Source organism: Leucogemmata humicola, from assembly GCF_055379415.1.
Genome location: NZ_AP040875.1, coordinates 3,496,787 through 3,518,325 on the forward strand (window position 1 = coordinate 3,496,787; position 21,539 = coordinate 3,518,325).

Here is a 21,539-nt window from a genome sequence, read left to right on the forward strand (position 1 = left end):
GTTTACGCCGCGGGCGGTGGATCGATTTCGTCACGTGACGCGGACACGCGCAGCGACACGACGTCATCATCCGCCGGTGCGGCGTCGCCAACGACGGGCGATACGGGCGAACGGAATTGCTCTGCTTCCGTCGATCCACGCAGTGCTTCGGTCGATGCGGTTCCGCCGGTGATCGTCGTCAGCACTTGATCGAAGTACCCGGTTCCCGATTCCCGCTGATGCTGCGTTCCAGTGTAGCCGTCGCGCTCGCGGGCAAACTCCTTCGCCTGCAATCGTACGTACGCCGGCATGCCGTCGGCGGCATATGCTTTCGCTAATTCAAATGTGTGTAAATTGATCAGGTGCCAACCAGCCAACGTGATGAACTGGAAAGCGTAACCCATCGCGGCAAGCTCGCGCTGGAACTTCGCGATCGTATGGGCATCGAGATTCTTTTCCCAATTGAACGACGGCGAACAGTTGTACGCGAGCAGTTTTCCCGGCACTTCATCATGGATCGCCTCGGCGAAATGTTTCGCTTCCTCGAGGCTCGGCGTCGATGTCTCGCACCACAGGACATCGGCGTAGCGCGCATAGGCGCGGGCTCGTGACACAGCCGACTCCATTCCGCCCGTCACACGATAGTAGCCTTCGACCGTTCGCTCGCCGGTCACGAACGGTTGGTCTCGTTCATCGATGTCGCTCGTGAGCAAGTTCGCCCCCAGCGCGTCGGTGCGCGCGACGATCACGCTGGGAACATCGAGTACGTCGGCGGCAAGTCGCGCGGCCGTGAGCGTTCGCTCAAACTGCGCCGTTGGAACGAGCACCTTTCCGCCCATGTGGCCACACTTCTTTTCTGCGGCCAACTGATCTTCGAAGTGGACTCCCGCAGCGCCAGCCTCGATCATCGCCTTCATAAGTTCGAAGGCGTGCAAAGGTCCACCAAAGCCCGCCTCGGCGTCGGCGACGATCGGCACGAGCCAGTCGCGCTCTACCTTTCCTTCCGCCCATTCCACCTGATCGGCGCGGAGGAGCGCGTTGTTGAGACGACGAACGAGCGACGGAACCGAGTTGCTTGGATATAGACTCTGATCGGGATACGTCTGACCAGCGAGATTCGCATCGGCCGCCACCTGCCAGCCGCTCAGATAGATGGCTTCGAGTCCACCGCGCACCATTTCGACAGCCTGAGCCCCGGTCATCGCGCCAAAGGTCCGGACAAATGATCCGGAGTTCAGCTGCTCCCAGAGGTGTTCGGCGCCGCGACGCGCGATCGTCTGTTCAATGCGAACCGACCCACGCAGACGCACGACGTCATCAGCGTTGTACTCGCGATCGATCTGCTCCCAGCGCGGATCGCTCTTCCATTGTTGCGTCAGCGCGCGTGCTTCCGAGTTGATGTTCGTCACGGCCATACGTCTCCTCAATCACCACGCGGATGACGCAGCGACCGCAGCGAGATTACGCGATTAGTCGATACGCCGGGATCGTTAGAAATTCCTCGAATTCGCCGAGCACGAGTGCGTCGAGCAGCGCCGCGGCTTCGCCCCATCGTGATTCGGGGTGAGCGTCGGCGCGTAGCCGCGACAGCACGCGCTCGCGTACGTCTGTGTATCCCTGCGCACTCATCGTGCCGTCATCGGCGATCGGCGACTCGTTCCGAACCCACTGCCAGAGCTGCGATCGAGAGATCTCGGCCGTCGCCGCGTCTTCCATAAGGTTGTGGATCGCGACCGCGCCCTGACCACGCAGCCACGCTTCGATGTACTCGAGCGCGACCTCGACGTTCGTCTCGATACCCGCCAGCGTCACGGCGCCGTTCGGAACGTCGAGGTCGACGAGCTGCGCGGCGTCCACGCGCACGTCGTCTCGCTTCTGATTCTTCTGATTCGGCCGATCACCCAGTACACGACTGAAGATTTCTGCCGCGACCGGCACGAGGTCGGGGTGAGCGACCCAGGTTCCGTCGCATCCATCCTTCGACTCGCGCTCCTTGTCGTCGCGAACTTTCGCGAGCGCTCGCTCGTTGACCTCGGGATCGCGCCGACTCGGAATGAACGCCGCCATCCCGCCAATCGCATGCGCGCCGCGCTTGTGGCAGGTGCGGATGAGCAACTGCGTGTACGCGCGCATGAACGGCACCGTCATCGTGAGCTGCGCGCGGTCAGGCAGCACACAGCCCGGCCGAGTTCGGAACGCCTTGATGATGCTGAAGAGATAGTCCCAGCGTCCGGCGTTCAGTCCGGCAGCGTGATCGCGGAGCTCGTAAAGGATTTCCTCCATCTCGAACGCCGCGAAGATCGTTTCGATCAGGACCGTCGCGCGAATCGTCCCCTGCGGAATGCCAAGCGCGTCCTGGGCGAAGCGAAAGACATCGTTCCAGAGACGAATCTCGAGATGGCTTTCCGTCTTGGGTAAATAGAAGTACGGTCCCGTTCCGCGCGTAACGAGCTCGTGCGCATTGTGAAAGAAATAGAGGCCGAAATCGAACAGGCTCGCTGACATCGGAACACCGTCAATCGACGCGTGCGACTCGACCAGGTGCCATCCGCGCGGCCGCACCACGAGCGTTGCCGTTTGCTGGTTGAGCTCGTAGTGCTTTCCCTCGGCGGAATCGAGCGTCAGCGTGCGACGCACAGCATCCATGAGGTTGGCCTGTCCCTCGACGACGTTCTCCCACGTGGGCGACAGCGCGTCCTCGAGGTCCGCCATGAACACTTTCGCTCCTGAGTTGAGCGCGTTGATCATCATCTTTCGGTCGACCGGACCAGTGATCTCAACTCGCCTGTCGTCGAGATCGGCGGGGGCGCTCGCAACCCGCCAATCGCCCTTTCGGACCGACTCGGTGTCTGACAAAAAGTCGAGTCGTTCACCGTTCTGAATTCGTTCGTGCCGATCGACACGCGCCGCAAGGAGTCGCGAACGCGTCGGTTCAAACTCGTCGTGGAGACGACGTAAGAACTCCAGGGCCTCCGGCGTGAGCACGCGCGCGGAGTGTTCCGTCGAGCTTCCGGTGATGTTGAGCGCGCTGGCGGCGAGATCAGTCATGACGAGTTGAGGTCTACTAGGAGTTGATCTATCTGACTGGGGTGGTCGGCCAATTGCATGCCACCCGCGGATCGCTCTACGACACGAGGGTGGTGTTGCCCCTCGCGCTACTACCAGGAGGGAGAAGATGCAGCGCTACCGTTCGCCGCGGTTGTTTCTCGCTTCCCTTGCCCTCGTTGTTCCGAGTGCGCTGGCTGCTCAGGCATTCGGACTCAACGAGATTGGCTCGTGCGCCGTCGCGCGAGGATTTGCGACAACCGCGTCACCCTGCCGTGATGCGTCGACAATCTTCTGGAATCCGGCCGCAGCCACGTGGCTGACCGGATGGAACGCCACGGTGGGCGTGGCGTCGATCTCCGTGAAGGGGAACTTCGATCAGGACACGACCTTTCGTCGTTTCGACTCGAACGTTCCGACGTCGTGGGTGCCACACTTTTTCGTCAACTACCATGGCGACAAGAGCAAGTTTGCCTACGGTCTTGGCGTCTACGTCCCGTACGGACTGACGTCGCAGTGGCACGATGACTTTCCGGGCCGCTTCTCCGCGCTCAAGGCAACGCTGTCCACGGTCTATTTCCAACCGAACATCGCCTGGCAACTGAACTCAAAGTGGTCAGTCGGCGGTGGGCCAATCGTCGGCTACTCGAGCGTCGAACTCATTCAAGCCGTCGATCTCTCCGCGCAACCGACGTCCGCCGGCGGCCCAACTTTCGGCGCACTGGGCATTGCTCAAGGGACCGAATTCGCGCGAGCCAAGCTGAAAGGAAATGCTACCGCCTACGGCGCGCAGATTGGCGTCTGGGGACATCCGTCAGAGAAATGGAGCGTCGGCGCGCGTGCCATGTCGACGCTGCAGTTCCGCTACAACAACGCCGACGCAACGTTCGAGCAAGTCAATACGAACCTCATCGTTGGCGGAACGATTCCTGGCACGCCATTCCAGGCCGGAACAAAGATCGACGCCCTCGTCGCTCCGCAGTTCGTAACGGGCGGCGCACTCGTCTCGCAGTCGGCGTCCACGAACATCAAGCATCCCGCCCAGTTCCAGGCGGGTGTTGCGTATTCAGGATTCAAGAACTGGCTGCTCGAGAGCGACTACTCGTGGGTTGGCTGGAGCAGCTTCAAGTATCTGCCGGTCGCGTTCGCCGGGCCTGCCAGCGCGTCGAGTCGCGTGCTCATCGAGGACTACAACAACTCCTCGGCAATTCGCCTCGGCGTCGAGTACACCATCCCGCGCGATATGTGGAAGCTGCGTGCTGGATTCGTTGGAGCGCAGAGCGCGGCGCCAGCCGAAACAGTCACGCCGCTGCTGCCGGAACAGGACAGGAACTACTACACCCTCGGCGTCGGCATTCCGTTCGCCAAAAAGTGGGCAGTCGACGCGTCGTATGCCCACGTATCGACCCCCGGAGCGCGCGGTCGCATCGCCGAACGAACATTGGAAAGTCAGACCGCCGCGCAGCTCAATACCGGCGTTTTCCACCTGTCGGCGAACATTTTTTCGCTGACTCTCAAGGCCAACTACTAGCCAGTCGGGAGACTAAAGATGCCCCGCACACATCTCGTGATCCGCGGCGCCCTCCTGGTTGGTGCGACCGCTGTCGTATACGCCTGCAACGGCGACGCGGACGTTCTCGGCCCTGGGCTCGTCAATCCGCTCTTCAATAACTATGTCGCCATCGGCAATAGCATCACAGCCGGCTTCCAGTCCGACGGCATCAACGATTCGACACAACGGCAATCGTACGCATTCCTGATCGCCAAGCAGATGGGGACACGGTACGGATACGCATCGCTCAGCATGCCGGGATGCGCGCCGCCGCTGAACAACTTTCAGACGCAGACCCGCGTGACGCTCGCCGGCTCTCCAGCTTCCACCGCGTCCACGTGTCTTTTGCGGGCTCCCAGCAGCGTCACCAGCTTTCTGAACAACGTGGCCGTTCCGGGCACCAAGTCCGCCGACCCGACGGCGTCGGTAGGCCCGAGCGCGAACGTGCTGACCGAACTGATCCTCGGCGGAAAGACGCAGGTCGCGAAGGCCCTCGACGCCCAGCCGACCTTCGCGACAATCTGGATCGGCAACAACGATGTGCTGGCGCCGGCGATCAGTGGTCAACCCAGCACGGCCACGCCGCAGGCGACCTTCGTGACGAACTATGCGGGAATGATCAGTCAACTCATCGCGGGCGCGCCGAGGTTGAAAGGCGTGCTCATCGGTGTGGTTCAAGTCACGAACGCGCCGGTGCTCATTGCCGGTCAAGCGTTCCTGAGTCCCGTGTTCCAAGCGGCAATCAATGCGTCGACCGGAAAGACGGTGACGGTCGACGTCGCATCATGCGCCGGCACGACGTCGTTCATCGGCTTTCCGATCGTTGCGGCGATCAAGGCAGGCACACACCCGCCGACGATTTTCTGCTCCAAGACCGGCACTCCAGTCGGCGACATCTTCGTTCTCGACGCGGCTGAACAGGTCCAAACGAAAGCCATCATCGACGGCTACAACGCCTACATCAAAGCGAAGGCGGACAGCATCGGCTTTGGCTACTACGACCCGAATGTCACGCTCGCGCGACTCACCACGACCGATGTCGTTCTCCAAACGCACGTACCAAATCTCGCAAGTCCGACCGCGACATTCGGGCAGTTCGTGAGTTTGGACGGCATCCATCCCACGGCCGCAACGCACATCCAGATCGCCAACGATTTGATCGCGGTGATCAACACGAAGTACGGAACACACCTCGTGGCGATCCCAACGTCCTGAGCAGCGACCGACGGGACTGGAGCACGAAGTGGGGCGGACCAGCACGGGGGTCCGCCCCACCTTTAGTTTTCGGATTGCGGATGTGGGACGCGATCATTCGTGCGGGGTAGTGTACTCCATCGACGGTATGCCGAGTTCGGTGAGCGCTAGAAGAACAGAAATGTGATATAGTTGCAGCCCGGTGATTTTCAGCAACTTAGATAGCTGGATATCATGTACTTGAGCATATCGTTATCAACATCAATTCGATCGTCGATCTCCCCCAGTTCTTGAGCCCGCCGCTCTCAGCGTGACTATCCCCAAGACCGCGTTCACCCGTCAAGTCGGCATCGACATACCGATCATTTGCGGCGCGATGTATCCGTGCACCAACCCGGAACTCGTCGCCGCCGTGTCCGACGCTGGAGCCATCGGCGTCGTTCAGCCGGTGTCGATGACCTACGTCTACGGCCACGATTTCCGAACTGGATTGCGGATGATCAAGGCCGCGACGACGCGCCCTTTTGGCATGAACGCCCTGATCGAGCAGTCGTCGAAATCCTATCGCGACCGCGTCGAAAAGTGGGTCGATATCGCACTCGAAGAGGGCGTCCGCTTCTTCGTCACGTCGCTCGGGAATCCCCGCTGGGTAGTCGACAAAGCGGCCCAAGTGGGCGGGATCGTCTATCACGACGTCACCGAAAAGAAGTGGGCGGCCAAGGCCATTCAGGGCGGGGTTCATGGCCTGATCGCGGTCAACAATGTCGCTGGCGGCCACGCCGGCCGGCTGTCGCCGGAGGCACTTCTCAACGACCTCAAGAGCCTTGGCCTTCCCGTAATTTGCGCCGGCGGCGTCGGCGATCCGGCCACCTTCCGTCGCATGATGGACCTCGGCTACGCCGGTGTTCAGATGGGCACGCGGTTCATCGCCACGGCCGAATGTCAGGCCCACGCCGACTATAAACAGGCCATCGTCGACGCCGAACCGAAGGACATCGTCTTGACCGAACGGCTCACCGGCCTACCGGTCGCCGTCATCAACAACGACTACATCCGGCGTCTCGGAACCCGCGCCGGCCCGATTGCCCGATACATGCTCCGCCACCGCAAAATGAAGTATTGGATGCGGAGCCTGTACGCCCTCCGTTCCACCCAGCGCCTCAAGAAGACCTCCCTCAGCTCGGCCGGAGCCAATGACTACTGGCAGGCGGGCAAGAGCGTCGTAGGCATCCATTCCGTGGAGTCGGCAGGCCAGGTCGTTCGTGAGTTCGCCGCGGCCCTGGAAACCTGACCCAACCCTCCGCCGCCCAGCCGTGTCTATGGGGTGGTTCTGAACCGCCCTGAGCTCAAGGCTTTGCTGTGTCAGCTGTCTCTGCTGTGACTGACGACCCTCGATTTCTCGACCGCCAACTGGTGTCTCGATGCCTCGCCGGCGATGCCCTCGCCGAGCGGGCGTTGTACGACGCGCACGTCGATCGGATCTATCGACTCATGCATCGCATGGCCGGTGATTCGGACCTCGCGGCGGATCTCACTCAGGAAACCTTCATCCGGGCGTTCGATCGCCTGAGCCAATATCGTGGCGATTCGTCGCTCGGAACCTGGCTGCACACGATCGGCGTTTCGGTCGCTCTCAACGGAATGCGCAAGGTGAAACGAATTCACGGACGCACGGAAAACATCGAGGACTCGCCGCTACTCGCGGTGAATCCAACCGGGCTCACACCGGACCTCAAAACCCGGCTGCACTCGGCGATCGACGCGCTGTCCGAAAAGCTTCGCCCCGTCTTCCTGATGCACGACGTCGAAGGCTACACGCACGTTGAAATCGCCGGGTCGCTCGGCATCCCGGTCGGCACGTCGAAGGCTCGGTTGTTCGACGCGCGGGCCAAACTCCGGTTGGCGCTCGCGGCATTCGCTGGGGATCACATCGCATGAATGACGATCAGATGGACGACCTGTTGATTCAGGGCGCGAAGGACTACAACGAACCCGGTTCGATCCCGCGCGAGCAAATGTGGGCCCGCGTGAGCGAAGCGCGCCGAGCGGCGCGGTCGGCTCCTGTGGTCGAGGCGAAGCCCAAGCGCGGCATGCGAACCTGGGCTGGCGCTGGCGTCGCCGCGGCGGCGGTGTTGGTCCTCGGTATCGCCATCGGTCGACGACTCGAGAATCCATCGAGCGGTCAGGCTCCAGCAGTCGGGACGTCCGCGGCTTTGCCCGCGGTGAAGCCCGAGTCCAATACGACGGTACCGCCAAACACGGTCGCCAGCGTTGGATCGAAAGACTCGTTGATCAAGCAGTTGCACACGGCAACACAGAACACGCAGCGCCAGGCGCAAGAACTGGCCGCAACGCCGCACGGCACGTCGCCCGACGACGCCGCCAGCACTAACCTCGCGTACCGGCTCGTGGTGCTGCAGCACCTGGCCGGAACAGAAGCCATGATCACCGCCTTTCGCTCGTCCGCCGAGCGCGGCGAGGTCGATGCGCAGATCGCGAACTGGTCGCGTGAACTGCTCAGCACGACCCGTATGCTCGAAGCGTCGCCGGTCACGCAGGACCCAACGATGAAGCGTCTGCTCGGCGATCTCGATCTCGTGATCGTGCAGATCTCTCGATACGTGACGCGCGGGACGAAGAATCCCGAAGACCTCGATCTCATCGAACAATCGATCAACAAGCGCGGCGTGATCAATCAGCTGCGCAGCACCCTTCCCGCCCGGAATGCTCCGGTGGGCACCTGAGGAATGACAATGCGGAAGACCCTGCTCTTCATCTTCGCTCTGACGACGTTCGGCGCTGTTGCCGGCGCGCAGAAGTTCTCGGCGGCGCCGCGCCCTGGTGGCGCGGCCACGGCACTCTCTGGTCCGTTCGCCGATCCGGCTGATTCGCTCTACAAGCTCGGTCGCGAGGCGATCACCGCCGGTGACTACCGGAAAGCCGCCGGCCTGCTCAAACAAGTCGTGGACAAGTATCCGAAGTCCACGCAGGCGGGCGACGCGCTCTACTGGCGCGCCTGGTCACTCAACCGACTCGGCTCCGACCGCGGCAATCGAGCGGACCTCGATGATGCACTCGAGGCGGTAGATCGCCTTCGGGAGGAGTACTCGAAGAGCGCAACGGCAACGGACGCGGTGTCGCTCCGCGCCCAGATTCGCTCCGCCCAGGCCAAACTCGGCGACGCTCGCGCTGCCGTGGACGTGACCACCGAAGCCAAAGGGGCGAGTCAGGCTCGAGGCTGCAATGGCTCGAAGATGGATGAGGAAGTTCGCCTCGCCGCGCTCGACGGTCTCATGAACATGAACGCCGACGACGCGGTCCCGATTCTCAAGGACGTGCTGAAGCAGAAGGATCCGTGTCGCGTGGAGATGCGTAAAAAGGCGGTGTGGCTCATCTCGCAGAAGCGCGGAGCCGACGTCGCCTCGACGCTGCTCGACGTCGCTCGTACCGATCCCAGTTCGGATGTTCAAGGCGATGCGATCTTCTGGCTCGCCCAGACCCGGGTCGAAGTTGCGGCTTCGATGCTCGATTCGATTCTGTTCACCGCCGGTAACGAAGAGATTCGAAAGAAGGCCGTCGGCGCACTAGCGCAGCTCTCGAAGGACGAGCGTGCTCGTGCGTCGCTGAAGCGCGCGGCCGACGACGAGAAGATGTCCGAGGAAATTCGCAGCGAGGCGATCTTCTGGCTTGGCCAGTCGAACATGGCCGACCTCGAGTTCTTCCGCACGCTCTTCCGCAAGACGAAGAACGTCGAGATCCGAAAGAGAATCGTCTTCGCCGTGAGTCAGACCTCGCGCCCGGAAGCGGCGGCCTGGTTGCTCGACTTGGCTCGCGACAAATCATTCGACGTCGAAGTGCGCAAGGACGCGATCTTCCAACTGTCACAGCGAAGTAAGATCGATCTCGAACAACTCTCGACGCTGTACGATCAGGCCAAGGGCGAGTCCGAGATTCAAGATCAGATTCTGTTCGTCTACTCGCAGCGCCGCGAGCCAGCGGCAGTAGACAAACTGATGTCGGTCGCCAAGACCGACTCTGACATCGAACGTCGCAAGCAGGCGCTGTTCTGGCTCGGCCAGAAGAACGATCCGCGCGTCAAGCAGTTTCTCCGCGACCTGATCAAGGGATGAAACACTCACTGCTGCTGGCGGCGGCTGCTCTGATGGCCGCCGCTCCGGGCTCGGCCCAATCGGTGGCTGACCGTATTGCGGCCGTGCGTGATGGTGTAGTTCAAATGAGTTTCGCGTCGCGCCCCGACGTGTGCAGCGACGGCAATGGCAGCACGTGGACGCGCGGGTCGTACAGCAATGGCTATCGCGCCTGCATTCATGGGCCGGTGCGCGTGTCGCTTGGCCGAGCCGACGGTCACACGATCAGTGTGCGTACGCGAATCGGTGGGAAATGGAGCGCCGCGTCGTCAGAGGTGGATCTCGGCGACGTTCCTTCGAAGGACGCTGCGCGCTACCTCGCGTCGCTTGTGCGCTCGATGGCCGGACGCAATGCGGATGAGGCGCTGACCGCCGCGGTATTCGCCGACGATTTCGATCTCGCGCCCGCACTCCGCGAGATCGTCCTCGATGAAAACGCGCCCGTCGAGTCACGAAAACAGGCGCTGTTCTGGTTGGGCCAGAGCGACATCTCCACACGCGACTTCGCGGCACTGTACGAGCGGCTGGCGCCCTTCTCGCTGCGCGAGCACTTCACATTCGTGGTCTCGCAGCGGCACGATGATGAATCTCTCACGAAGCTGATCGACATCGCCCAGCACGATCACGACCCTCAGGTTCGCAAGCAGGCGATGTTCTGGCTTGGCCAGTCCAAGGACCCGCGCGTTACCAAGTTCTTCCGGGATGTGTTGACACCCTGAGCTCGAGGCAGAGACCATGAGACAGTACATGTGGCACGCGCTCGCGATGGCCGTGACTGTGGTCGCCCCGATCAGCGCTCAGAGCGTCGCGAAAAGTGTGACAAGCGCCGACGGTCTCGTTCAGGTCATTTATCCGAGCCGGCCGGCAGCCTGCGGCGACGGAGTGTCGTTCATCGGCAATATTCTCGATCGCAACCAGACCTACGTCGATGGCGGCGTGTACTCGCGCGGAGGCAAGTGGAATTCGCAGCCGTGTGTGCACGGTCCCGCGCGCGTGGTTGCAACCGTGATCAGCGGCGAGATCACACGCCTGCGCGTCTACGTGGGACCCGTGCCAGCTCCGTCGAGCGACGCGCGCACGGTCAATGCGACAGCACGCGATGCCGCCGCGTGGCTCGGTGAACTCGTCAGCGCGGCGCCAAGTCGTGTCGCGTCACAAGCGGTGCTGCCACTGGTGATCGCCGATGGGCCCGAGCCGTGGCCACTCCTTCTGAAAGTTGCCCGCGACGGCAGTCGACCGCGCGAGGTTGGCCGATCGGCAATGCAATGGCTGTCGATTGGCGTGACTCAGCACCTTGGACTCGAAGACGCAAACGCTCGCGATAGCGACGAGGACCAGATGCGGGAACAAGCCGTCTTCGTTCTCTCGCAACGGAAGAAGGACGACAGCGTTCCCGAACTGATTGACGTCGCGAAGAACTCGAAGCATCCCGCGGCGCGAAAGGCTGCGATCTTCTGGCTCGGCCAGACCGGCGATTCACGCGCCGTTGAGCTCTACGCCGAGCTGCTCAGCCAGAAGTGATTGGTTAGACCAACAGCAGGAACGCGTCGTAGAGCGCGTGAGTCCACGCGGTGATCCCAAACCCGCGCAGCAGATAAAGCCCGCTGAAGGCGAGTCCGCTCAGCATTCGAAAGGTGAATGACTGCAGCTGGAGCGGGTCGCCGTAGGGACCGATGTAGTGGAACGCCGAGAAGATGAACGCGCCCACAATCGCGGCGAGAATCCCAGCGCCGCGATTGCCCCAGCCGAAAACGGCGCGGGCTCCTGCTGCGAGACCACTCACGAGCAGCACGCGGAAGAACAGCTCCTCATAGAGTCCCGCTCCGAGCGACAGCATCAGGCGCGTAGTCCAAGCCATGTTGCTCAGCGGCGTCACGCTGAGTGCGTGGAGCGAACCGAGCAACTTGACGGTCGTCAGTCCAATGACGATCCCAAAACCAGCGGCCAGCGCGGCCGACTCGGCAAACATGCCGACGAACACGATTGGCCGCGGCCGGTCGCCTGTTTGACGCATGTCGCGAATGACGAGCCCGACGCCGAGGAGCGCCACCGCCCCCATGAAAATCGCCGGACCGTACTTCCCCGCCACCGCGCTGAACGCCGAGCGGAGAATCACATCCGCGCCATTTCGCAGTTCGTTCCGACCAGGATGTGACAGGAGCGCCGCCAGACCCTCGTAGGCGAGCAGCAACGGCAGCGCAAACAACACGCTGTATCGAGGCGCACGACTGATCGAGAAGTACGACGTGCGGCGAGTCAGGGCTTTGGTAAAGGACGGCATCGGATGACCCTACGTGGCTCGAGCACGAGAAGTTCTGTTCGGTGGCCGCAGCCGAGCTCGGAAAAACGCACCGAAAACGTTGCGGAACCTCGGTTCGAGCGATAGGGTAAGAGTGTCGGTCGCGATGCTCGCGACACTTGGTTATGTCGAACCCGAAACCGAGGAGGTGATCTCTTGTCCAACGGAACACGTAACGGCAGGATCGCCGGAAGTCGCTAAGCTCCTACTGCTTGGTACGCCGGAAGCCTGCTAGTTCCGGTCAATGATTTTGAAGGGCCGCCGTGGTACGCCACGGCGGCCCTTACCGTTTCCGGGTGCTAGTGTCCCGTGCTGCCGAACCCGCCCACACGGCTGGTCGACACCGACACGCTCCCCGACTCGATCTCCAGCACCTCGTACCGCGCAAGCACCATCTGCGCGATCCGCTCACCGTGCTCGATCCGGATGGGCGCCGGCATCGGGTTCTTGACGATCACCATCCATTCATCGGGATAGTCGGAGTCGATCGTCCCGGGGGCGTTTGGAATCTGCAGCCCCTTCTTGAAACTGGTTCCGCTACGCGGCCGAATCTGCGCCTCGATCCCGACGGGAATTCTGGCCTTGAAACCGAGCGGGATGAGCGCCGTTACGCCACTTTGGAGCACGAAGCCCGTGGATCCGCCGGCGGTTTCTGGGGCGGCTTCCCACGTGCGTTGGCCATCGGAGCATTTGACTGTTCGCGCCTCGAGATACGCGCACAGATCGTATCCGGCTGAACCTTCGGTGGCGCGACGCGGTGGTTGGGCGTCGGCGTGCAGCAACTCGACGATGAATGTCATGGCGACAATGTAGGCGGCCGTACTTGCTTCGCGTAGCTCGTTCGCGATAGCGTCCGACATGCATTCATTCACTCGCCTGGCCGCACGCGCCGCCGTCGTCGTCACCCTCGCCGCCGTTGCGACACCACCAACCGACCCGCTGCTCGGCCCCGGCGTCTCGCGCGAGCTCGCGACGCGGCGCTCCGCGCTCTTGAGCAACGTTCGATACGATATGCGGCTGTCCGTGGCTGCGGGCGACACGGCGCGAGGTACCATCGTCGTGCGCTTCGCCGCAAAGCGATCAGCCGACGTCATTCTCGATTTCCGCGGACCAACGCTCTGGCGGGTTGCGGTGAACGGTTCAACGGCCGCGACGACGTTCAACGGCGCGCATCTCAAGATTCCTGCTGCGGCCATTCGCGCCGGCGAGAATCGCGTCGAGGCTGAGTTCACCACGCCAATCGCGCCGGCGGGAGCGAGCATCATTCGCTTTCGCGATGACAAGGACGGCTCGAACTATCTCTACACGTTGCTCGTTCCGTCCGACGCGAACCTGCTCTTCCCCTGTTTCGATCAGCCGGACCTCAAGGCGCGGCTCACGCTCGCGCTCACCGTTCCACCGAACTGGGTCGCGATTGCCAACGGAAAAACCGAGGGCGTCGACAGCACCGCCGCGTCCAAGACATTTCGTTTTCACGAATCTGATCCGCTCCCAACGTACCTCTTCGCGTTCGCCGCTGGCCCATGGAAGAACGTTGCCGCGGCTGGAGCCCGCACAAATCTCTGGGTTCGTGCGTCTCGCGCTCGCGAAGTCGAAGTTGATTCGCTTCAAGCGCAGGTTGGATCGGCGCTCGCGTCCCTCGAGAACTACTTCGGCGTTCGATATCCGTTCCAGCAGTTCCAATACATGCTCTCGCCGGCGTTTCCATTCGGCGGAATGGAGCACCCGGGCGTCACGATGTTCAACGAGGAGTCATTCATCTATCGCGAACCTCCAACACTGAACCAACGGCTAGGACGCCGTGCGACGATCTACCATGAAGTCGCGCACCATTGGTTCGGCGACGATGTCACGATGCGTTGGTTCGACGACCTCTGGCTGAAAGAGGGGTTCGCCACGTACATGGCGGCGAAGATGCAGGACATCGAAGCGAAATCGGACCCAGCCCGCGCGAACGAACCCAGCCCGTGGATGTCGTTCTACCTCCGGAACAAACCCGCCGCGTACGACGTCGATCAGACTTCCGGCACGACGCCCGTCTGGCAGCAGCTCGCCAATCTCGATCAGGCCAAGAGCAATTACGGCGCAATCGTCTACAACAAGGCGCCCGGTATTCTCAAACAGCTCAACTACCTCGTTGGCGATACGGCGTTCCGCGCTGGCGTACACGATTTCCTCATCGCGCATGCGTACGGTAACGCCACGTGGCAAGATCTGCTCACGTCGATCGGCAAAGCCTCGCATCGCTCCCTTGCCGACTGGGGACGTCAGTACATCCTCCGTCCGGGAATGCCGGTACTCGAACAGCAGGTCGACGTCGCCAATGGTAAGGTGAAGCGCCTCGTACTGATCCAGCACGCGGCGCAGAAGCTCTCCGGCCAAGGCGTCTGGCCGATGCGCACCGAAGTCGCGCTCTGGGCGTATGGCAAACTCGCCAAGTCCATCCCGGTCGAAATTCAGGCCGAAACGACCGTCGTCGCTGCGGCAGCCGGCTTGCCTGCGCCTGATTTCGTGTTCGCCAACTACGGCGACAACGCCTACGGCCTCGTCATGCTCGACGCACGGAGCACGCAATGGCTCGGCGCGCACATCGGCGACGTGAACGACGCATTCCTTCGCGCAATCCTCTGGGGCGCAATGTGGGACCTCGTTCGCGACTCACGACTCGCACCTGCCGATTTCATCGCCACGGCAATGCGCGAGCTCCCCAAGGAGAAGGACGAACAGATCGCAGCGGGCATCGTCTCTCGTCTCACGCGCGCCGCATCCACATATCTTTCTGACGCGCAGCAGTCAGCAACGATCGGGCGAATCGAAGCGCTGTTGCTCACTGGCGCATCGAACGCGCAGAGCAGTTACGGACTCCGCAAGAATCAGCTCGACGCCTTCATCTCCCTCGCGCGTACGCCCGAGGGATCAGCGCGCCTCGTCTCGTGGCTCGACAGCACATCGACCGCCGGCCTTCCGCTCCGTCAGCCAACGCGTTGGTCGATCATCACGCGACTCGTCGAGCGTAGTTCGCCTAGCGCCGATGCGCTCGTCGCCACCGAAATCCGTCGCGACACGACCGCCAATGGACGACGCAGCGCGTTCGTCGCCGGAGCCGCGGCGCCCTCGGCCACGGTCAAGCGCACCTATTTCGCCCGCTACTTCGCCGATTCCACGCTAAATGAAGACTGGGCGACGGCGAGCCTCCGATCGTTCAATGCGTCGGAGCATAACGCGCTGACGCTGCCGTATCTCACGCCGGCACTCGACAGTCTCGTCTGGATTCAAAAGAATCGCCGAATCTTCTTCCTCGGCTCGTGGCTCGGCGGCTTCATCGGCGGTCAGCGCACACCAAAGGCACTCGAGGACATCGACACCTTTCTCGCGCGTCGGCCGACACTGCCGCTCGACCTTCGGCAGAAGATTCTACAGTCACGCGACGATCTCGAGCGGACGGTAAAGATCCGCGCGAAGTACGCGTCCTCCGCGGCGGCTACCTCGTCGAACTAATGACCGTCGCGCCTCCGCGCGCACGCAATACTCGATCGCTACCCGGCGATCGCGACTGGCTCGTGTACGTCGTATAGAACTGCTCCGCCGTTTCGAGATCGCTCGGCGCCACATACGCCGGTCCGAGTCGACGCGCGCCCTCGAGTCCCAGCTGAAACAGATCGCGCGACGTCCGCGCGATCGCGGTGTCATCGAGTCCGTCGACGCCCGCCGTGCGAAGCAACGCCCTACTGTCCGCGGCAAGGAATGCGGCCTCGCGCGCTGAGTGTGCATCGTAGACGAGGCCGGCGATCAACACGATAGGCACGGCGAGCCACTCGAGCGCGATCGCGTCGCACGAGCGCACCTCAAAGTGTGCGCGTGGCCGCACCTCGGGAAACAGGGTTGTGAGATGTGTCTGCCACGCACGCTCCCCCTCCGCGACGTCGCTCATGTTGTCGACGAATGGCTCGCCACTTCTCTCACCGTGAAGGATGTCGTTCGCATTCAGCGCGAAGCGTGTATACGCAGCCGCCGGATCATCATCATCGGCCGATACCCCGGTGCGCGACGGATCGAGTGCGCGCCAACAATGCGCGCGGAAGCTACGGTGCCCTGAGTCCGCACCGAGATAGTGTGGCGAGTTGGCAAACATCGCGATGAGGTATGGCGCGAGATCGTTCAGCAACCGCCATCGCGCCAGCGGCGCCGTTCCGTGGTCCACCGACAACTGAATGGCCGCGGTCTGGCGCATCATGCGGATGCCGAACGGCCCGATGCGATCGAAGTACGCGGTCATGCGCTCGTACCGATCGACGTTCAACTGCAGCGGAATGTCGCGCGCATCATTGTGCGGATCGATTCCGATCGCATCGAGGCGAACGCCCTGCGACGCAAGCGCGTCGCGAAGAGGCACGATGATGCCGCGAAGCGACGCAACCAACGACGAAGCGCTGGCACTTGGCGCGCTGCTGATTTCGAGCTGGCCACCCGGTTCAAAGCTGATCGTCGAGCCGTCAGCGATCTCGAAACGCGGCACATTGCCATACCATGCGCGCTCGATCCAGCCGGCGCGCGACGCATACCGCCGCAGCCGCGTAATCAACCCGCGCTCGTCGTCGAGCAGGCTGAGTGGCCGATCCGTGGCCTCATCGATGACCAGATACTCAACCTCGGCGCCGATTCGATTTGCATCGATAACGTCGGGGCGAAAGCAGGCCGCCTCGACCCCATCGCGGAGCGCATCGAATCGCGCGCGAGAGAGGTTCTTCACGCCTGTGGCTCGAGAACTGAGAGCGCGAACCGCGCGTGACGATCGGTAAACCACTTAGCGATCCCCAGCCGCGCCGCGCCAGCCAATGATTCAACCGCTGGACGATCGTACTTGTAGCTGACCTCCGTTCGAATCGTTTCTCCCTCGCGCAGCGCGAGCGCTGGGATTCCCGGGATGTGCACGAGTTGCGCGCTCGTCGAGCGAAGGTGCATCTCGATTCGATGGGCGGAGTCATTGTAGAACGCGACATGCTCGAAACGCTGGGGCACGAAGTCGGCGCCAAGTTCCGCATTGATCACTCGAAGCATGTTGCGATTGAATTCAGCGGTCACGCCGGCGGAATCGTCGTACGCGGCTTCGAGCGTCTCGCGATCCTTCCGCAAATCGGTGCCGAGGATGAACTGATCTCCGGCGTGCATCTGTCCGCGCACACGACGAAGCAAAGCGACAGCTTGCTCGCCGTCGAAGTTGCCAATCGTACTTCCGAGAAATGCAAAAGACATCGGTCCGTCGAGATGCGCCGGCAAGTCAAACGCCTCGGTCAGATCGGCCACCAGTGGCCGCACGCGCAATCCAGGCATCTCGTGCTCGAGTGCAATGCGCGTCTCATCGAGGAATTCCTCGCTGACGTCTACAGGCACGTACGTCACGCTCGAGACCCGCGCGCGCATGGCGTTGAGCAGCAACCGTGTCTTCGCCGCACTTCCCGCCCCCAGCTCGATCAACGTTCGATGTCCCGCTGCCGCGAGTTCGTTGGCACGCTCTGTCAGAATCTCGCGCTCGGCGCGCGTGAGATAGTACTCGGGCAGCGCCGTAATTCGCTCGAACAAACGGGAGCCGTGTTCGTCGTAGAAATACTTTGGAGACAGCTCGCGCGGCGTGCGCGCCAAACCATGGCGCACATCCTCGAGCATCGTGCGTTTGCGTCGCGCTTCGCCGTCTGAGCCTTGCGAGTCGCCGAGGATCGGTTGGCTAGTCATTCTTGGCGCAACGCAGCCCACTGAAGATTTGTCGTCGAATGGGATAATCCCAATTGCGGAAGCTGTTGCGAATCGCCCCTGGTCGAGTCGCCCAGGACCCACCGCGCAACACCTTGTATTCGTTGCCGAAGAATGTCTGCGAGTATTCGGGATACGGAAACATCTCGTAGCCAGGATACGATTCGAAGTCGCTCGACGTCCATTCCCACACGTCTCCGATCATGCCGTAGCAACCGAGCGGCGACCAGTTCTTCGCATACGATCCGATCGGCGCCGTTGAAAACGACAGCTGATCAATGTTGGCGTGCGACGGCGTTGCCGCCTCGTCGCCCCACGGAAAGAGACGCATGCGACTCGCCGAAGCATCCCACCCCGCGGCGACTTCCCACTCGCGCTCGGTTGGCAGTCGCTTACCCGCAAAGCGCGCGAAAGCCTCTGCCTCGTGGAAGGAGACGTGACAGACCGGCTCGTCAGCCGCAACCGGTTTCTCCGCATCCATCGACCGCACACACCACGCGTCGCCGTCACGACGCCAATACTTCGGCGCATCGACCTTCGACTCGGCCAGCCACTTCTCACCTGCTTCGGTCCACAGCTCGCGACGCTGATACCCCCCGTCGCGCATGAACTCCAGGAACTCGCCATTCGTGACTGGATAGACGTCGATCGAGAACGGAGCAACGGTGGCCTCGTGCACCGGTCGTTCGTTGTCGTACGCGGCCGACCGATCGTGTGTCCCCAGTTGCACAGTACCGCCGGGAAAGCGAACCATCGCGCCACGATCCGCCGGCTTCGATCGCTGTTCATTGGGAAATGCATACGCCCGCGGCGCGCGATACGGCGCGCCCTGCTTCAGTTGTAACGTCTGAAGCATCGTCTCGTTGTGCTGATACTCGTGCTGCAGCACCATGGCGTAGACGTAGCCATCGCGCAGCAGTGGATTGTCGTCGGAGGGGCTCACCCTCGACATACGCTCCAGCACCCGCGATCGGATCTCTCCCATCAACTTGCGACACTCGTCGAGCGGCAAGAGCGCGAGTTCGCCCCGCACTCGGCGCGGATGCTCGAATGGATTGTAGATGCCCGGCATTTCGCCGAACTCCACTGGCCCGTCGAGGTTGCGAACGAGCCATAGTTCCTCGAAGTGCGCAATGTGGCCCAAGTCCCACATGATGGGACTCATCAGTGGATCATGCTGCCGATGCAGGTCCTCGGCGCTGAGCGGCTCGACGAGGTGCAGCGTGCGCGCTCGAGCTTCTTGGAGCTGCTCGATAAGTCGTTCGCGATTCATGACCTGCCGGGTTGGATCGAACGTTCGACGATCGCCAGTCCGGCGTCGACGGCAATGGCGAGCAGCGCCGCAGGGATCGCTCCTGAAAGAATCATGCGCGTGTCCGAAAGGGCGAGGCCGGCCACGATCGGCTCGCCGAGACCGCCCGCGCCAATGAAGGCCGCAAGGGTGGCCGTGCCAACGTCGATGACTGCTGCCGTCCGGACACCAGCCATGATCACAGGTGCGGCGAGCGGCAGACGAACCTGGCGTAGCACCTGGCCGTCCGTCATACCCAGCGCGTGCGCGGCCGAAACAGCCGACGGATCGGCATCGCGCACCCCGGTATACGTGTTCCGAACGATCGGATAGAGTGAATAGAGCACGAGCGCGACGAGCGCCGGCACGACGCCGATACCGAGCAGCGGTATCATGAACGCGAGCAAGGCGATGCCGGGCAGGGTTTGGAGTACACCGACGGCGCGAATGACACCTTCTGCACTCTTCGAAACTCGTTCCAACCCAAGCCCGAGCGGAATCGCGATCACGATCGCCACGAGTAACGAAATCGCCACGAGCTGAATGTGGCGCCCAGTGAGTCGCGCGATGGTACCGCGTTGCTCCCGGAGATAGTCCACGAATCCCTGCTGGCGACCCGCGTCGTACGTCTTCGCGTTCGTGACGGCGCCAGTCAGTCCGAGGGCCGCCAACGCATCGCGAGCAACCACACCGACCGGCGTCGCGTTGAGTTCGATTCGCTCGTTGAGCTGACGCATTGTCTCCGCATCCAGGCGGCCGCTCAATTCACCCAACGCGGCAATCGCCCGCGGATTGTTCGCCGACAGGTTGGCGCTCACCAATGCGGCTGCCTCGTACGGCGGAAAGAAATGTCGATCGTCGTTCAACACGACGAGTTTGTATCGCGCGATCAATCCGTCCGTGGAATAGCCGTCGATGACGTCGACCTGCCCTCCGGCCAACGCTTGATACTTCACCGCCGGCCCGAGCGATCGCACATCGTGGAAGCGTAGACCATACGCGGCCTGAAGGCCTGGCAGTCCGTCACGCCGCCCGGTGAAATCCGGAGTGAGTCCGGCGCGCAACGATCCTCCGACACGCGCGAGATCACTCAACGTCACGAGATGCAGCGAGTCGGCCGTCGCCTTCCGTACAGCGATTGCATATGTATTCTCGAATCCGAGTGGCGGGAGCCAACGCACACCAAAGCGAGATTGGAACTCCTTGGATACGCGCTCGTACACCGCCTGATCACTCGGCAACGGCGCTTCGCCCAGGATCGCGATGAGACCTGTTCCCGTGTACTCCGGATAGACGTCGATCGCGCCCGAACGAAGCGCACGAAACGCCACTTCGGTCGCGCCGAGTCCTGGGCGACGATCGACCGGCACTCCGCGCGCTTCGAGCAGCTGAGCGAACATCTCGGCCAGCAAAAACGATTCACCGAACGGCTTTGACGCCACGACTACGGGACGTGACGGCGTTTGGCCTGCGGCGCTGGACGCGAACAGTAGCAGAGCTATGAGTTTTCTCATATTGCGTCACTCAGTTGCCCTACTCTCGCCCGCTGCAACAGCGTCCGCACATACTCCGTCGCCGGCTCGGCTATCAACCCCGCCGGCGTCGCCACCTGTTCGATCTTCCCGCGATGCATCACCGCCACATGCGTCGCGAGCATGACCGCCTCGTGGAGATCATGCGTCACCAGCACGCACGTCGTGCGGAGCCGCGACTGGATAGCGGCAAAGGCTTCCTGCAGTTCTGAGCGTGTGATCGCGTCGAGCGCGCCGAAGGGTTCATCGAGCAGCAGGACCGACGGTTCACCGGCGAGGGCACGCGCGATCGCGACGCGCTGTCGCTGGCCGCCAGACAATTCACGCGGCCATCGATCGGCAAAACGCGCCGGGTCGAGACCTACGAGTTCGAGCGTGCGAGCTGCCTTCGCTGCCGCATCGGGCACGTCGTTCAGACGCAGCACGAGTTCAACGTTCCGTTGAACACGCCAATGGGGCAACAATCCGCCGTCCTGCGGCACATACCCGATGCGCCGTCGCAGTTGCACGGCGTCGACCGTGGCAATGTCGATGTCATTCGCGCAGATCTTCCCGCTGTCGAGATCGATCAGGCGATTGAAGCAGCGAAGAAGCGTGCTCTTGCCCGATCCGCTCTCGCCCACGAGTGCGACGCACGAGCCAGCGGGCACCTCGAGCGAAACGCCATCGAGCGCAACGACGTCGGCGAAACGCTTTGACACGTCGCGCGCGCTGAGCGCCACCGTTCCCTCGATCGGACTCGGCATTCGCG

The 21,539-nt window shown here is 62.4% G+C and carries 18 protein-coding genes; 9 read left to right on the forward strand and 9 right to left on the reverse strand.

The window, feature by feature from the left end; all coding sequences use genetic code 11:
• Window positions 1–2: 2 nt before the first annotated feature.
• On the reverse strand, window positions 3–1,394 hold the full coding sequence (aceA, locus tag AC6H4Z_RS14825) for an isocitrate lyase (RefSeq protein WP_497542733.1): 1,392 nt from the start codon (window positions 1,392–1,394) through the stop codon (window positions 3–5).
• Window positions 1,395–1,440: 46 nt separating this feature from the next.
• The gene (gene aceB / locus AC6H4Z_RS14830; protein WP_497542734.1) at window positions 1,441–3,027 is read right to left on the reverse strand and encodes a malate synthase A; all 1,587 of its coding nucleotides are present in this window, start codon (window positions 3,025–3,027) and stop codon (window positions 1,441–1,443) included.
• Window positions 3,028–3,154: 127 nt separating this feature from the next.
• Between aceB and AC6H4Z_RS14835 the strand changes: the two genes are divergently transcribed.
• From AC6H4Z_RS14835 to AC6H4Z_RS14870, 8 genes are all read left to right on the forward strand, one after another.
• The gene (locus AC6H4Z_RS14835) at window positions 3,155–4,555 is read left to right on the forward strand and encodes an OmpP1/FadL family transporter (protein ID WP_497542735.1); all 1,401 of its coding nucleotides are present in this window, start codon (window positions 3,155–3,157) and stop codon (window positions 4,553–4,555) included.
• 18 nt (window positions 4,556–4,573) lie between these two features.
• Window positions 4,574–5,791, forward strand: coding sequence for an SGNH/GDSL hydrolase family protein (locus AC6H4Z_RS14840; protein WP_497542736.1), 1,218 nt, complete (start codon window positions 4,574–4,576; stop codon window positions 5,789–5,791).
• A 289-nt stretch (window positions 5,792–6,080) separates the two neighbouring features.
• Window positions 6,081–7,061, forward strand: coding sequence for an NAD(P)H-dependent flavin oxidoreductase (locus AC6H4Z_RS14845; RefSeq protein ID WP_497542737.1), 981 nt, complete (start codon window positions 6,081–6,083; stop codon window positions 7,059–7,061).
• A 122-nt stretch (window positions 7,062–7,183) separates the two neighbouring features.
• Window positions 7,184–7,708 (forward strand): RNA polymerase sigma factor, encoded by a 525-nt coding sequence (locus AC6H4Z_RS14850; RefSeq protein WP_497542738.1) that lies wholly within the window; start codon window positions 7,184–7,186, stop codon window positions 7,706–7,708.
• Window positions 7,705–8,514 (forward strand): hypothetical protein, encoded by an 810-nt coding sequence (locus AC6H4Z_RS14855; protein ID WP_497542739.1) that lies wholly within the window; start codon window positions 7,705–7,707, stop codon window positions 8,512–8,514. The genes AC6H4Z_RS14850 and AC6H4Z_RS14855 overlap by 4 nt, the downstream gene beginning before the upstream one ends.
• A gap of 9 nt (window positions 8,515–8,523) precedes the next feature.
• On the forward strand, window positions 8,524–9,900 hold the full coding sequence (locus AC6H4Z_RS14860; protein ID WP_497542740.1) for a HEAT repeat domain-containing protein: 1,377 nt from the start codon (window positions 8,524–8,526) through the stop codon (window positions 9,898–9,900).
• Window positions 9,897–10,637, forward strand: coding sequence for a HEAT repeat domain-containing protein (locus tag AC6H4Z_RS14865; protein ID WP_497542741.1), 741 nt, complete (start codon window positions 9,897–9,899; stop codon window positions 10,635–10,637). Before AC6H4Z_RS14860 ends, AC6H4Z_RS14865 begins: the two co-directional genes overlap by 4 nt.
• A gap of 16 nt (window positions 10,638–10,653) precedes the next feature.
• The gene (locus tag AC6H4Z_RS14870; RefSeq protein ID WP_497542742.1) at window positions 10,654–11,439 is read left to right on the forward strand and encodes a HEAT repeat domain-containing protein; all 786 of its coding nucleotides are present in this window, start codon (window positions 10,654–10,656) and stop codon (window positions 11,437–11,439) included.
• 4 nt (window positions 11,440–11,443) lie between these two features.
• Here the strand turns inward: AC6H4Z_RS14870 and AC6H4Z_RS14875 are convergent, their stop codons facing one another.
• Both AC6H4Z_RS14875 and AC6H4Z_RS14880 read right to left on the reverse strand, forming a co-directional pair.
• Complete coding sequence (locus AC6H4Z_RS14875; RefSeq protein WP_497542743.1) at window positions 11,444–12,199, reverse strand: CPBP family intramembrane glutamic endopeptidase; 756 nt, start codon at window positions 12,197–12,199, stop codon at window positions 11,444–11,446.
• 317 nt (window positions 12,200–12,516) lie between these two features.
• Window positions 12,517–13,077: a dUTP diphosphatase gene (locus AC6H4Z_RS14880; protein WP_497542744.1), complete on the reverse strand. Its 561-nt coding sequence runs from the start codon at window positions 13,075–13,077 to the stop codon at window positions 12,517–12,519.
• Here AC6H4Z_RS14880 and AC6H4Z_RS14885 point away from each other — a divergent pair.
• Window positions 13,076–15,715 (forward strand): M1 family metallopeptidase, encoded by a 2,640-nt coding sequence (locus tag AC6H4Z_RS14885; protein WP_497542745.1) that lies wholly within the window; start codon window positions 13,076–13,078, stop codon window positions 15,713–15,715. The two genes, AC6H4Z_RS14880 and AC6H4Z_RS14885, sit on opposite strands and share 2 nt — an antisense overlap.
• Here the strand turns inward: AC6H4Z_RS14885 and AC6H4Z_RS14890 are convergent.
• Genes AC6H4Z_RS14890 through AC6H4Z_RS14910 form a run of 5 tightly spaced genes read right to left on the reverse strand, consistent with a single transcriptional unit; the run spans window position 15,699 to window position 21,534 of the window.
• Window positions 15,699–16,967, reverse strand: a complete 1,269-nt coding sequence (locus AC6H4Z_RS14890; protein ID WP_497542746.1) for a glutamate-cysteine ligase family protein — start codon at window positions 16,965–16,967, stop codon at window positions 15,699–15,701. The two genes, AC6H4Z_RS14885 and AC6H4Z_RS14890, sit on opposite strands and share 17 nt — an antisense overlap.
• A complete protein-coding gene (gene egtD / locus AC6H4Z_RS14895; protein ID WP_497542747.1) occupies window positions 16,964–17,947 on the reverse strand; it encodes an L-histidine N(alpha)-methyltransferase in 984 nt (327 codons plus the stop codon). The genes AC6H4Z_RS14890 and egtD overlap by 4 nt, the downstream gene beginning before the upstream one ends.
• The gene (gene egtB / locus AC6H4Z_RS14900) at window positions 17,940–19,238 is read right to left on the reverse strand and encodes an ergothioneine biosynthesis protein EgtB (RefSeq protein WP_497542748.1); all 1,299 of its coding nucleotides are present in this window, start codon (window positions 19,236–19,238) and stop codon (window positions 17,940–17,942) included. Before egtB ends, egtD begins: the two co-directional genes overlap by 8 nt.
• Complete coding sequence (locus AC6H4Z_RS14905) at window positions 19,235–20,770, reverse strand: glycine betaine ABC transporter substrate-binding protein (RefSeq protein WP_497542749.1); 1,536 nt, start codon at window positions 20,768–20,770, stop codon at window positions 19,235–19,237. Before AC6H4Z_RS14905 ends, egtB begins: the two co-directional genes overlap by 4 nt.
• Window positions 20,767–21,534 (reverse strand): ATP-binding cassette domain-containing protein, encoded by a 768-nt coding sequence (locus AC6H4Z_RS14910; protein WP_497542750.1) that lies wholly within the window; start codon window positions 21,532–21,534, stop codon window positions 20,767–20,769. Before AC6H4Z_RS14910 ends, AC6H4Z_RS14905 begins: the two co-directional genes overlap by 4 nt.
• Window positions 21,535–21,539 lie beyond the last annotated feature (5 nt).

Bases quoted from the DNA above. Each gene is read 5' to 3' on its own strand.
- AC6H4Z_RS14910 (WP_497542750.1), bottom strand. From the start codon at position 21,534: ATGCCGAGTCCGATCGAGGGAACGGTGGCGCTCAGCGCGCGCGACGTG.
- egtB (WP_497542748.1), bottom strand. From the start codon at position 19,238: ATGAATCGCGAACGACTTATCGAGCAGCTCCAAGAAGCTCGAGCGCGC.
- AC6H4Z_RS14865 (WP_497542741.1), top strand. From the start codon at position 9,897: ATGAAACACTCACTGCTGCTGGCGGCGGCTGCTCTGATGGCCGCCGCT.
- AC6H4Z_RS14880 (WP_497542744.1), bottom strand. From the start codon at position 13,077: ATGTCGGACGCTATCGCGAACGAGCTACGCGAAGCAAGTACGGCCGCC.
- AC6H4Z_RS14860 (WP_497542740.1), top strand. From the start codon at position 8,524: ATGCGGAAGACCCTGCTCTTCATCTTCGCTCTGACGACGTTCGGCGCT.
- aceA (WP_497542733.1), bottom strand. From the start codon at position 1,394: ATGGCCGTGACGAACATCAACTCGGAAGCACGCGCGCTGACGCAACAA.
- AC6H4Z_RS14905 (WP_497542749.1), bottom strand. From the start codon at position 20,770: ATGAGAAAACTCATAGCTCTGCTACTGTTCGCGTCCAGCGCCGCAGGC.
- egtD (WP_497542747.1), bottom strand. From the start codon at position 17,947: ATGACTAGCCAACCGATCCTCGGCGACTCGCAAGGCTCAGACGGCGAA.
- AC6H4Z_RS14875 (WP_497542743.1), bottom strand. From the start codon at position 12,199: ATGCCGTCCTTTACCAAAGCCCTGACTCGCCGCACGTCGTACTTCTCG.
- aceB (WP_497542734.1), bottom strand. From the start codon at position 3,027: ATGACTGATCTCGCCGCCAGCGCGCTCAACATCACCGGAAGCTCGACG.
- AC6H4Z_RS14870 (WP_497542742.1), top strand. From the start codon at position 10,654: ATGAGACAGTACATGTGGCACGCGCTCGCGATGGCCGTGACTGTGGTC.
- AC6H4Z_RS14840 (WP_497542736.1), top strand. From the start codon at position 4,574: ATGCCCCGCACACATCTCGTGATCCGCGGCGCCCTCCTGGTTGGTGCG.
- AC6H4Z_RS14835 (WP_497542735.1), top strand. From the start codon at position 3,155: ATGCAGCGCTACCGTTCGCCGCGGTTGTTTCTCGCTTCCCTTGCCCTC.
- AC6H4Z_RS14855 (WP_497542739.1), top strand. From the start codon at position 7,705: ATGAATGACGATCAGATGGACGACCTGTTGATTCAGGGCGCGAAGGAC.
- AC6H4Z_RS14885 (WP_497542745.1), top strand. From the start codon at position 13,076: ATGCATTCATTCACTCGCCTGGCCGCACGCGCCGCCGTCGTCGTCACC.